Source organism: Simiduia curdlanivorans, from assembly GCF_030409605.1.
Classification (GTDB): Bacteria; Pseudomonadota; Gammaproteobacteria; order Pseudomonadales; family Cellvibrionaceae; genus Simiduia; species Simiduia curdlanivorans.
The window spans coordinates 2,763,553-2,776,461 of sequence record NZ_JAUFQG010000004.1 but is presented as its reverse complement, the minus strand read 5'-3'; the positions used below and the strand labels follow the sequence as shown (position 1 = coordinate 2,776,461).

The 12,909-nt window shown below is 49.4% G+C and carries 9 protein-coding genes; 4 read left to right on the top strand and 5 right to left on the bottom strand.

Annotation, left to right across the window (positions count from 1 at the left end; genetic code table 11):
- Positions 1-63: 63 nt before the first annotated feature.
- The gene (locus tag QWY82_RS12170) at positions 64-930 is read right to left on the bottom strand and encodes an FHA domain-containing protein (protein ID WP_290262690.1); all 867 of its coding nucleotides are present in this window, start codon (positions 928-930) and stop codon (positions 64-66) included.
- A gap of 230 nt (positions 931-1,160) precedes the next feature.
- Between QWY82_RS12170 and QWY82_RS12165 the strand changes: the two genes are divergently transcribed.
- Together QWY82_RS12165 and QWY82_RS12160 are read left to right on the top strand one after the other, a co-directional pair.
- On the top strand, positions 1,161-2,012 hold the full coding sequence (locus QWY82_RS12165; protein ID WP_290262688.1) for a PP2C family protein-serine/threonine phosphatase: 852 nt from the start codon (positions 1,161-1,163) through the stop codon (positions 2,010-2,012).
- Positions 2,013-2,018: 6 nt separating this feature from the next.
- A complete protein-coding gene (locus tag QWY82_RS12160; protein ID WP_290262685.1) occupies positions 2,019-4,499 on the top strand; it encodes a bifunctional serine/threonine-protein kinase/formylglycine-generating enzyme family protein in 2,481 nt (826 codons plus the stop codon).
- A gap of 4 nt (positions 4,500-4,503) precedes the next feature.
- Here QWY82_RS12160 and uvrB read toward each other — a convergent pair whose 3' ends face one another.
- Positions 4,504-6,492, bottom strand: coding sequence for an excinuclease ABC subunit UvrB (gene uvrB / locus QWY82_RS12155; protein WP_290262682.1), 1,989 nt, complete (start codon positions 6,490-6,492; stop codon positions 4,504-4,506).
- Between the two features lie 121 nt (positions 6,493-6,613).
- On the opposite strand from uvrB, the gene QWY82_RS12150 reads away from it, so the two are divergent.
- Complete coding sequence (locus QWY82_RS12150; protein ID WP_290262678.1) at positions 6,614-7,978, top strand: pyridoxal phosphate-dependent aminotransferase; 1,365 nt, start codon at positions 6,614-6,616, stop codon at positions 7,976-7,978.
- A gap of 61 nt (positions 7,979-8,039) precedes the next feature.
- Here the strand turns inward: QWY82_RS12150 and rlmKL are convergent, their stop codons facing one another.
- Positions 8,040-10,217 (bottom strand): bifunctional 23S rRNA (guanine(2069)-N(7))-methyltransferase RlmK/23S rRNA (guanine(2445)-N(2))-methyltransferase RlmL, encoded by a 2,178-nt coding sequence (gene rlmKL / locus QWY82_RS12145; RefSeq protein WP_290262675.1) that lies wholly within the window; start codon positions 10,215-10,217, stop codon positions 8,040-8,042.
- Between the two features lie 1,022 nt (positions 10,218-11,239).
- Here rlmKL and rmf point away from each other — a divergent pair.
- Positions 11,240-11,446 carry a ribosome modulation factor gene (gene rmf / locus QWY82_RS12140; protein ID WP_290262672.1) on the top strand — a complete coding sequence of 69 codons (207 nt, stop codon included), beginning with the start codon at positions 11,240-11,242 and terminating at the stop codon, positions 11,444-11,446.
- An 85-nt stretch (positions 11,447-11,531) separates the two neighbouring features.
- On the opposite strand, the gene QWY82_RS12135 is transcribed toward rmf, so the two are convergent.
- Positions 11,532-12,551 (bottom strand): quinone-dependent dihydroorotate dehydrogenase, encoded by a 1,020-nt coding sequence (locus QWY82_RS12135; protein WP_290262670.1) that lies wholly within the window; start codon positions 12,549-12,551, stop codon positions 11,532-11,534.
- Positions 12,552-12,690: 139 nt separating this feature from the next.
- Entirely contained in the window at positions 12,691-12,909 is a 219-nt protein-coding gene (locus tag QWY82_RS12130) for a DUF2835 family protein (RefSeq protein WP_290262664.1), read from the bottom strand.

Here is a 12,909-nt window from a genome sequence, read left to right as displayed (position 1 = left end):
TAAGAACTTCAACATCAAAAAGCAGTAAAACGCTGATTTTGATGTTGATTGTGGAATATCAAACTAAAGCGTGATGTGACCCGCTTGCCAGGCCCAGTAGGCAACGCCGGCCAGCACCAGTATCGCGATAGAAAAATAGGAAAAGGCCGAAGACTTAGACTGCTCGGGCGCATCAGGCGCCGCCATACCCGCCTTAACCGCCTCCCGGTTGCGCTCTGCAGGCCTGCGCAGCTCTGGCTTTCGCACGGGGGATGGGCTCATAGGCGATTTTTGCGCGCGAGCGGCTTCGCGGATAGTGGTCTTATCAATATCATCGGTTGGCCCCACCACACCGAAACTCAAAGTGTCGAACCTAAGTTCATCACCGCGCTTTACCCGCGCCTCTTTCACCTGACTACCATTTAAAAAGGTACCATTTGCAGACCCCAAATCGCGCACGTAGAGCAGCCCATCTTTCACTGAAAGCTGAGCATGCTTGCGAGACAAATGCGCGGCCGCCAAAACGATATCGCAGTCACTGGCGCGCCCAACAATGGTATTAGCGCCGACGTTGAAGACCTTATTGGCAAGCGCTACATGATTTGATTTTAGCGACCAACCGGTAGTTTCTGTGCGCACCAAGGTAGGAATTGCCTTGGGTTCCTGCTTAGGATCGACAACCTGTAGCTGAACCCGGCCCAAGGTTAGTACGTCGTTCACTTTAAGTGGTGAGGTTTTTGTGACTAAAGTCTCGTTAATTCGAACTGGGTTGTCCGGTGATATCACTTTCAGAACCAAAGTTTCATTATCCACCAAAATCTCTGCGTGATTTTCGAGTACGCTGGCGTCTTCTACCACCATATCGTTCTTCACGGCGCTACCAATGGTTACTTTTGGTTCAACGAGCCAAACCGCATTGTGTTTATTGTTCTTAAAGCGGAGTTTCAACATGTTAGGTTCCCAAATGTCACTATCGCTAAGGGCGATTCTTCTACTCTAGCGACGGATAATGCAGCAAAAGCCCGAAGTCTTTCAATAGGTTAGCGAAAAATGGCTTTACCGGTTACATTTAGAGGGTAAACTGTGATCCAGATCCGAACCGGCATTAGACCATAAGTCAAGGTTCGCTTATTAGGGTACACTCAAAAGCAATAAATATAACAAACGGCACAGGACGGCAAATGCCACCATTGAACTATAGCGCAGCCACCGATAAAGGCATGTGTCGAGACAACAACGAAGACACCTACTTCGCAAGCCCCGATATAGGCGTTTGGTTAGTTGCCGATGGTATGGGTGGGCACGAAGCCGGTGAAGTTGCCAGCGCTATTGTGCGCGACAGCATCAAGCAGCAAGTCGCTATTAATGTCCCCTTAACCACCTCAGTTGAATTTGCACATTCGGCAATACTGGACGCGGTCAAACAGGGTATCGGCGCGCCGGGTATGGGTAGCACCGTTGTCGCACTGAAAAGCCGCAATACTGAGTACGAAATTGTTTGGGTCGGCGATAGCCGCGCCTACCTCTGGACTTTCCACGACGAAGGTGGCAGCTTAGAACAGCTCACGCTCGATCACTCCTACGTTCAAATGCTGGTCGACACCGGTGCGATTAGCCAAACCGAAGTCGAGAACCATCCCGACAAAAATGTCATTACCCAATGTTTGGGGTCGCTTGAATTGCGCCAAGTGCGTGTCGATCAAGTGCATGGTACATGGGAAAAACACCAATGGGTGTTGCTTTGCTCCGACGGTTTAAGCGATGAACTGGATGACGAATCATTGGCGCGGGTATTGTGCGAATCTCGATCGCCAAAAGAGGCGGTATCTAAGCTACTACAAGCGGCATTAGATAATGGTGGCAACGATAATGTCACGCTGCAAATCATCGAGTCACCCTTAAGTAAGCGTTATTTCTATACCAGCATTACCGATTGGCTGCCCGAGCTGACCGGTCAATCAGGCATCGACTTCACTTTGTACAGCCTAGCCCTAGCCTCTTTCGGACTACTTTGTTTTTGGATTTTCGGTTAAGACACAATGCAAATACCCGGGTACCGAATAATTCGAAAAATAAATCAAGGTGGCATGTCCACGGTTTACCTCGCTATTCAACTGAGCGTGGGGCGAGAAGTCGCGCTGAAAGTTATGTCTCCGGCACTCAATGCCGACCCAGTTTTTAGCGAGCGCTTTCAACGCGAAGCCAATATTGTTGGCCAACTGTCACACCCCAACATAGTTTCCATTTACGATATCGGGCGTTACAAAAACCTGAACTACATCGCCATGGATTATTTGCCCGGCGGTTCAGTACACGACAAGATGGCCACAGGCTTAAGTACCGCCGAGATATTGCGCATTATTCGGGAAATGGCTTTAGCGCTGGATCTGGCCCACGAGAAAGGCTACATACACCGGGATATCAAGCCAGAAAATATTCTATTCAGAGAGAATAACTCTGCGGTTTTATCTGATTTCGGCGTAGCTAAGACTGTCAGTAGCGCTTCGCAAATGACCAACGCCGGCATGGTAGTAGGTACCCCGCACTACATGAGCCCCGAGCAGGCTCGCGGCAAAGCTATAGACGGTCGCTCAGACATTTACAGCTTGGGTATTGTATTTTATGAGATGCTGACTGGCTCAGTGCCCTTTAAAGCCGATGAAGCCGTCGCCATTGCCATTAAGCACTTAACGGCACCCATTCCTAAACTACCGCCGCAATATTCTATCTACCAAAACTTGCTCAATAAATTACTCGCCAAAGACCCCGATGACCGGTGCCAACGGGGTAAAGAGATTGTGATGTATATCGACGAGCTCGATGCCACGCTGAGCGGAACTCGGCCCCGGTATATGTCCAATACCGAGCCATCGGCGATGCACATTGCCACCCTGTTCAAGGCTTTAGTGCTAACAAGTTATGCCGCGCTATCGGCGCAACTTAAAGCCCTAGCAAAAGAGATATTCAGCTGGCGTTGGTCGCCCAAGCGCAGCTTCTACCGCAGGCCCAACACCACGGTTACAGAAATTCGCACAACGCCTGACAGCGGTCAAAACAATCGCTCTACCATCGTTTCAACACGGATTCAAAAGGCAGCCTATTACCAATCACATGGCAGTCGCCCGAGTTTTAGCATCTCTCGGGTCCTGTCAATTTCATTGGTCATCGGTATTTTATGGTTTACTTTTAGCGTCGCAATCACGCGTTTCCAACTGCCCGGAGAACGCAACTACCCGGCGCTTCTGGTTAGCGCTGCGACTTTCAGCGCGGCACTACTGAACGAAAAAAGCCAAGAGCTTCTTGCTCCCGAAGTCCCAGCATTTAATCCAGAAGTACCTCGCCCGATATTGCGCGAATCCAGTCTCGAGCAGGCGCCCATTGAAAACCTACAAGCCAATTTAGACGGCTCCAGCACCAAGGCCGCCGACTTTTCGCTGGCAGAGCCAGCACTAGAGGCCAACCAAGAAGCCCAAAATAGCCCTGTGGAAACGCCGGATATTGGAGCTCAGGAGGCTGAACAAAATCAGGCGCAAGTCCCAGAGCCCGACGTTATTCCCGAGCCACCCAAGCGCTACTCGTTAACGGTTGATACAGAGCCAGAAATTGCTCGGGTGCGGATTCTAAATATTAAAGATCGCTATCAACCGGGCATTGAGCTGACCAACGGCCGCTATTCCATCGAGGTTACCGCAGAGGGCTATCACCCCTATCAAGAGTGGCTAAATATTAAAGACGAGGAAAAGCGGATAGACGTTAGCCTTAGAAAAATAGCCGTGCCAGGCACCATTTTCAAAAATGAATTAAGTAATGGCGACCTAGGCCCAGAGATGGTCATCGTTGGCGCCGGCAAATTTACCATGGGCAATAAAGACAACAGTATTACCATGCCGGTGCGCACAGTAACCTTTAGCAAACCTTTTGCCGTCAGCCGCTTTGAAATCACCTTTGCAGATTACGACAAATACTTACAAGAAAATGATTTAGGCCAGCCAGACGATAAACGCTGGGGCAAAGGCAGCCGGCCGGTGATTAACGTAAGCTGGGAAGACGCCAAAAACTATGTCGCTTGGCTAGCAAAATCCACCGGTAAGGCTTATCGACTACCGACCGAAGCGGAATGGGAATATTTTGCCCGGGCCGATACCAAAGGGGATTATTGGTGGTCGGGTTCGGCTAAGGCGCAAGCCAATTGCCGCAATGGCTGCAACAGCGATTTTGCCGGCTTATTTAGTGCTAAATCTGCGCCAGTTGGCACCTATAGAGCTAACGCCTTTGGCCTACACGACACCTCCGGTAATGTTGCCGAGTGGGTTGAAGATTGTTACCAAAATCATTATTTGTCAGCTCCGAGAAACGGCACAGCTGTCATTACCGCAAGTTGCGATGAGCGCTCTGTGCGCGGTGGCTCCATGAAGTCTTCCGCTAAAGAAATCATAAATAGCGCACGCGAAGGCCGGGACTCGAACAAACGCTACGACGACGTTGGCTTTCGCGTTGTGGTTGACCTTTACCCGAACTAATTCCCTATACCGCTTTATGCTTAAGCTTTTGAATTTGATCACGTAGCTGCCCTGCTTGTTCAAATTCAAGATCTTTCGCGTGTTGAAACATTTTTTGTTCCAACATTTTTATGTGCGCCCAAATATCAACCGGTGGGTCGACATCATAAGCTGCATAAGACTCGGCCACCTTCTGACGCTTTTTCCGCCCAGGCGCCTGCCCGGCCTCCATAATATCGGCAACGGACTTTTTAACACCCACGGGCACGATACCATTGGCCGCATTAAAATCCATTTGCTTTTGACGCCGGCGATCGGTTTCATCGATTGCTCGCTGCATTGAGCCGGTGACTTTATCGGCGTACAAAATGGCCCTACCATTTAAATGCCGCGCCGCCCGACCAATGGTTTGAATCAGCGATCTTTCCGAGCGCAAAAAGCCCTCTTTGTCGGCATCCATGATGAGTACCAGCGATACCTCGGGCATATCCAAGCCCTCGCGCAACAAGTTAATCCCAATCAACACATCAAATTCACCGAGCCGCAAATCGCGAATAATTTCCACCCGCTCAACCGTATCGATATCTGAGTGTAAGTAACGCACGCGCACGCCGTGCTCAGCCATATACTCAGTGAGATCTTCGGCCATTCGCTTAGTGAGTACAGTGATTAAGATCCGTTCGTCGATGGCGACACGAGTGCGAATTTCGGAGAGTGCATCGTCAACTTGAGTTTGCGCTGATCGAATTTCAACTTGTGGATCGACCAAACCGGTGGGACGTACAACCTGTTCAACCACCTGCCCCGCATGCTCTTTTTCATAATCGCCAGGCGTTGCCGAGACGAAAATCATTTGTGGCGCCAGAGACTCCCATTCATCGAAGCGCATAGGTCTGTTATCTAGCGCAGAGGGTAACCGGAAGCCATATTCCACCAAGGTCTCTTTGCGCGATCTATCGCCGCGATACATACCGCCAATTTGTGGCACGCCCACGTGCGACTCATCTAACACTAATAATGAGTCTGCTGGCAGATAATCAAACAGTGTTGGTGGCGCCTGGCCAGGATCGCGACCCGATAAATAGCGCGAATAGTTTTCGATACCATTGCAGTAACCCAACTCCAGTATCATTTCAATATCATAGCGAGTGCGCTGCTCTAAGCGTTCAGCGGCAACCAATTGATTGGTTTCGCGCAAATGGGTTAAGCGTTCAGCCAAGTCTATCTTGATTTGATCTACTGCCTCCAATACACGCTCACGGGGGGTGACATAGTGTGATTTTGGGTAGATCGTAAACCTCGGTAACTTGCGGATGGTTTTGCCGGTTAAGGGGTCGAACACCGATATTTGTTCAATAGTATCGTCAAATAATTCAACCCGAATGGCGTCCGCATCTGAATCTGCGGGGTAGATATCGATAACCTCACCGCGCACGCGATAGGTGGCGCGGAAAAATTCTACGTCGTTCCGGGTATATTGCAGTTCCGCTAAACGGCGCAATAAAGTGCGCTGGTCAATGGTATCGCCGCGCACCAGATGGATGACCATTTTGAGATAGGCATCTGGGTCACCCAATCCATAAATAGCCGAAACAGTTGCAACCACAATGGCGTCTTTTCGCTCCATCAGCGCCTTTGTTGCAGAGAGTCGCATTTGCTCAATATGCTCGTTAATCGAGGCATCTTTTTCGATAAACGTATCCGAGGAGGGAACGTAAGCTTCGGGCTGGTAATAATCGTAATAAGAGACGAAATACTCGACCGCATTGTTGGGGAAAAACTCTTTAAATTCACCGTACAATTGCGCGGCTAGCGTCTTATTAGGCGCCATAATCATGGTCGGCCTTTGGATTTGCGCAATAACATTAGCAATGGTAAAGGTTTTGCCCGATCCGGTGACACCCAAAAGCGTTTGGTGTGCAAGACCCGCGTGAATACCCTTCACCAAGCTAGCAATCGCCGTAGGCTGATCTCCCGCCGGAGCAAAAGGACTTTTGACTTCAAACTTGTTCATGCGGATCTAACCAAATTTTTAACATGGCCTATCTTAACAAAGCCACTGAGCCCTGTCCCTTGTGCTTTAACCGCGCCTTGGTCATCATAGAAACTTTACTAGTGCAGATCGGAAAATGCCCATGCCCATCACCCAGCTCAAACAACAACCCATCAGTGTTACCCGGCAGATGGCAGCGGCACTACCAAAGCTCGCCGCCATTGCAAAGGCCAAGGGTTTGGAATTGCACCATTTAGGTGCCGGCTACCCACACCCAGAAGTCACGAATCCGATGGGTTATATCGCGCACAAAGACGCCTACTTTGAACACCTAGCAGGCCAAGAGCCACTGCAAAAAGTCTTACAACCACTCTATAGCTACACAGACACATTAGGCCCGGCCAGTACGCGGGAAATGTTTGCAAAAATTTACGGTCATGATTTCAATACCCGCCTAGACCCTGAGCTTTTAATCCCAACCATCGGGTCATCAGGCGGCATTAGCCAAATGTGCTCCCTGTTTGAGCGCAGCGGCGAAAAAGTGGCTTACATCACCGATGCCCCCACCTATGCCGGCTTCATTTCCCGAGCAAACCTCTACCAAAAAGCGCGCATTTACAGCGTGGAGATGGATCTCGAAGGTCCCTCGTGCGAGGCTTTAGCGGCGCAAATTACCCAAGCTCGCGCCGATGGCTATACCGTTGCGTTTTATTACACAGTGCCAGATGGCCACAACCCTGGCGGCATTTCTTTTTCCGAGCAGCGGCGACGCGACGTTATCGAAGTATTGAGAGCCCATGACACCCTTCTGGTTGAAGATGCGCCCTATAGCTATATTAGTTTTGAAACAGCAAACAAACGACCTAAACCTTTTTTTGCCTTAGCACCCGAGCAAACCGTACATTTGTTTACCGCATCAAAAATTGGCTTACCTGGGCCGCGCATTGGTTTCATGTATACCGAGGCCAAAATCGAACTTGCCAATAAACAGACTGTTCCACTCAATCAATTACTGCTGACTGAGGCGAGCGCCAACATTTTGCTACACAACCCTGAGGCATTGAGAGGTTTTGAAGCCTTCCTCACAGACGAAAAATTTTCGGCGCGTCAAAGCCTATGGCCGATTGCCAACGAAAAAAATCAGATTTATAGCGAAAACAGACAGATTTTACTCGACACCTTTGAGCAAGAGTTCGCTCGACACAAAGACATGTTTCACTGGACCAAACCGGGCGCCGGCTTTTTCTCCGTGTTTACCATTAATCACCCAAACGTTATATGCAATAGCGACTTGACCGATAAATTAGTGGCCGAGTATGGCGTTGTCACCATTCCCACCTTTAGCTTTTATCCTGAGGATGCGAGAGCGAGAAATAGCAAGGCAGGCCTGGATCAATTGCGCCTGTCTTTCTGCTATAGCGAGGGCATAGGCGAGCGCCGCAGACAGCAGCTACAAGCGGCGGCATCAGCTTTCGCCGAGGCGATTAAACAAGAGTGCGGCGTGTAAACCATACAATAACAGCGCTAAGGGGCTAAATTCACAAGAGAACTAACCCCTACTCTCTGCGTTATTTATGGCGAATAGACCAGCAGTGGTGAATTTTTTGGTTGCGCTGGAAATCTTTATCCAAGGTTTCCTGCGTTATGTTTTGCACCAAATAATGCTCGTATAACATATCATCTAACTTAAAAGACCGAAGGTTATTCGAAAAATAGAGTACGCCATCGGCTGCAAGCAACTTCATGGTCTTTTCAATCAGCTGGCTATGGTCGCGCTGTATATCCAGCACGCCGTCCATACGCTTGGAATTCGAAAAGCTGGGTGGATCTAGCATGATGAGATCGTATTCGCCTTGGGCCGTATCGAGCCAAGTCATACAATCGGCTTGCTCAAGCCTATTTTTCTGCTCACCCAAACCATTTTCAGCGAAATTTTTGCGCGCCCAATCTAAATAGGTTTTAGACATATCAACGCTGACGGTATAACGCGCCCCGCCCACCGCCGCTTGCACACTGGCGCTGGCGGTATAACAAAATAAATTTAAAAAGCGCTTTCCTTTAGCGGATTGCGCAATTTTTAAACGCAAGGGTCTGTGATCTAAAAATAACCCCGTATCTAAGTATTGCCACAAATCGACCAGCAGCTTGGCCTGCCCCTCCTGAACCGACAACATTTCATGGGTGCGACGGTTGGCGAGTTTTTCATACTGACTCGTACCGGTATTACGCTTGCGCTGTTTGTAGCTAATATTATCTGGGTTGACCGACAGTGCCTGCGGCAAGGCCTGCTTAATTTCTTCGAAGCGCTTAACCGCGGCGCGCTCATCAATCGAATTCGGTGCAGCGTATTCTTGTACGTGAACATGGTCATTGTACATATCGACAGCAACGGCATATTCAGGCATATCGGCATCGTAGAGGCGATAGCAACTCACGGCTTCTTTTTTAAGCCATTTCGCCAGTTGCTTTTGATTTTTACGCAGGCGATTGGCGAACATTTGTGCACCGTCCGATAACACCACCTCCTGCGGCACATAGGCCCTTCGCGGTTGATCGGCGTCAGTCACTTTGGCCGGTTGAACGGTGTGCACATCAAATAACAACAACTCGCTTTCCAGAGTGCCATTGAATAACTTGTATTTTTTGTGCGCCTTGAGCCCCAGCTCGTGGCAAAGCTGTGGGTTGCCAGTAAAAACACCCAGCTGCCAGCCGGGAAACTCTGCGCGCATACGATCGCCCAGATAGCGGTACAAATAGGCCAGAGCCTCCGCATCACCTAGGCGCTCGCCATAGGGTGGGTTGGTTAATACGATACCCGGCACAAGAGTCTTATGGGTCGGTTGAGTAAACTCCTTAAGCTCTTTGCGGCTCAGACGCACCCAGTGATCCAGTTTTGCGGTGACGATGTTCTCTTCCGCGGCGCGAATAACATGTAAATCGGCATCGTAACCCCTGATCTCGGGTAAATCCTTCTGCAGGCCGATTCGCTTGCGCTCAATCGCCTCTTCGCGCAGGGTTAACCAGAGATCATTTTGATGGTTTAACCAGCGCTCGAAGCCAAAGCTGGCGCGCAGCAAGCCAGGGGCAATATCGGCGGCCATCATCGCCGCCTCAACTAAAAACGTACCCGAACCACACATAGGGTCGATCAACGCACCGCCGCGAGCGGCTATCTCAGGCCAGCCAGCACGCAACAGCACTGCTGCTGCCAGGTTCTCTTTTAACGGTGCCGCGCCCTGTTTCAGGCGATAACCGCGCCGGTGCAGACTTTCGCCAGAAAGATCCAAGCTCACCACGGCTCGCCCGCGCGATAAGCGTACATTAATGCGAATATCTGGGTTTTGTTTTGCCACCGAAGGGCGCTCACCGGTCACATCACGGACGCGATCGACAATGGCATCTTTGGTCTTTAAAGCTCCAAACTGTGTATTGCGAATGGCAAAACTGGTGCCCGAAAAATCCACTAAGAAGGTGCTAGATGGGCTGATGTGCTCAGCCCAAGCAATAGCGGCAACCCCATCATAGAGCTCGGTGTCGCTGTCGACAGCGAAGCTATTGAGCGGCAGGAGCACTTTATTGGCCAGACGAGTCCACAGGCAGGTGCGATAGCCCAAGGCTAAATCACCGCTAAAATAGACCCCCGCCACCGTCTCCCGCGACTCAACAGCACCGAGGTCGCGGACCTCCGCTAATAACAAACTCTCCAGCCCCTTTGGACAAGCCGCAAAAAACTCAAATTGATTCATATCTATGCCGTCCAAATAGCCAAAACCTCACATTCACAATATACCGATGAGCCATAATAGAGGCCCATCATAGAAGATTTAATTCATTCACAAGCAGGCTCAGTTTTGGTGTACTGAGCGTCCGCCGCAAAAAAGGCGCATTGTAACGGGTTCAATCCCGCTTAGCCCGCATAGAGCGGGAAATTAACGTTAAATTTGAAATACTGACCACCTAACGCGTAAACGGAGTAGTTTACGTCATTAATAATAGTGGTAAAGCATTGGGCCAATTAGCAAGGAAGGCTATAACAACCCAAGTTTCATCGTCTAAGCTAAGGCTAGGCAGAGGTTGATTGGTTCGCGTTTACACGCGATCAATCTGATGACTGACATTCTACTATCAGTCTTTAAACCTCGATCACCGGTGGAATAGCAATTCACTATTCCACCGGGTTTGTTAAGGCTCTGCTCGAATGCTCTGATGCCCTGCATGGTATCAAGCCAAGAACGAGCTGCTCGCGTCACGAATAACGAGTGTCACATCAATAAAGCACAACAAGGAGAAGGTTTTACGTTGTTTTCAATCGTAACGGAGCTTTTGCCTCGGCATTCGCGTCTACACAAAAATACGCATACTTGTGCCAAGTTTGGGCAAGAGCTCTTTTTACCTAGCCGAGAAAATACTTGGTGCTTTGGCTTTCTAAGCATTGGTTTACTAGATATCGGTTTTCTAGGTTTTTGCCTTTCTGAAAAGCAAAACAATAGCCATGCAAAGAAGCAACTACCAAAGCCATACCTATCTTGGCATGGCAATATTTTCAGGGTAATTAAACGCTTCACCACAGATAGTAGGAAAAATTAACATTCGCAATAACTCATCCAACCAACATTCTAACTAGCGAGGTTACACACGCTTTGCCTCTCCCCTGCGCACTGCAAAAGGAGAAACAACGCAGATGACGATACAGTAATTTGTATTCTGTGCTGCGTTGGCTTGATCGGTATTGAATTTGATCTAAATAGACAGCCAAGGTGCTTACTTTATGAAAAGACAAAAACGTAACCAGATCGAACATGCATTTAGCAAAGGCTACATGGCCGCCATTAAAGGCCGCTCGCGCGAACTTTGCCCTCATCAGAGTGGCGACGCGCGTCAGGAATGGCTAAGCGGTTGGCGGGAAGCACGGGAAGATCATTGGAACGGTTACAACATGGCGGCATGCGCGCATAAACTCAGCGCATTAGGCTGAATTCACTCACTCCAAACCCGTTAGAAATAAGCAGCGCCAAGCGCTGCTTTTTATTTAAGGCCCTCTCATTCAGCTAAACGCCTATTTATTTAACTGAGTTTATGGCATCTACAACTTCGGCAATTAACTCCGGCCCGCGATAAATAAAACCGCTGTAGATTTGAATCAAAGAGGCGCCCGCCTCAATCTTTTCAACCGCATCTTCACCACTACAAATACCACCCACACCAATAATCGGCAGCTCCCCTTTAAGGGCCGTATTGAGCAAACGAATAGTGGCGGTAGATTTTTCTCTAACCGGCGCGCCGCTTAACCCACCGGCCTCATCTGCATGCTCACAACCCTGCACCCCTTCACGAGACAAGGTGGTATTGGTGGCAATTACACCATCTATGTCGGCTTCCAGTAGTGCCTGCGCAACTTGTTGCACTTCTTCGTCATTCATGTCCGGCGCAATTTTCACTGCTACCGGCACATACTTACCCACTGTTTGCGCTAACGTCGCCTGTTGTTCTTTAACTTCATGTAACAGAATTTTTAAGCTTTCGCCGTACTGCAGTGAGCGCAAACCCGGCGTATTAGGCGAGGAAACATTCACGGTAATATAATCGGCATAGGGATAAACCTTGCCCATGGCGATGGAGTAGTCAACATGCGCTGATTCGACTGGGGTATCAAAATTCTTGCCGATATTAATCCCTAAAACACCTTTAAATCGGCGTTTTTTAACGCGCGCCACCAGATGATCTACCCCCTTATTGTTAAAGCCCATCCTATTGATAATGGCCTGCTGCTCGGGCAATCTAAATAACCGCGGCTGTGGATTACCCGGTTGAGGCCTAGGCGTTATCGTGCCGATTTCAACGTGACCAAAGCCGAGCTCGCCAAGCGCATTAAAATAATCGCCATTTTTATCCAAACCAGCCGCTAACCCCACAGCATGAGGAAACTGAATACCCATTATCTCGACCGGCCGACCAGATACCTCGGGCACAAACAAGCCCAGCATTTTCAAACGTTCAGCTGCGCCTAACATATCCAGGCTAAGGTAATGGGATGTCTCTGGATCTAGGGCGAATAAAATACGACGAGCAAAAGCGTACATAGGTCAAAACCCAAGTTATGGTAAAGGCGACAAGGATACTGGAAAGCGGCACTCACTGCACCTAAGCTAGCCCGCTACAAGGGCATAAGCTCAATGTAGCCGGCGCAGTGAAACAACATAAAGGAACATTAAAGGGCTATTAAAGGGCTTGAATAGAGACAAGTTTAAAGGCTTGATCAAACTCGATTCTAAATCGCCCGTTAACCCCAGAATCAGTAACAAAGGCGCGCAGAGCCTGTGCAGGGAACTGTATTCGCCTGCCATCTATTGCCCTAGCGCTGACGATGCGAGCACTGCCGCGGTACAACCGCAGCAGCTCCTCTTTCTCAATCACCAAGTCGACGTCAACAAAGGTCAA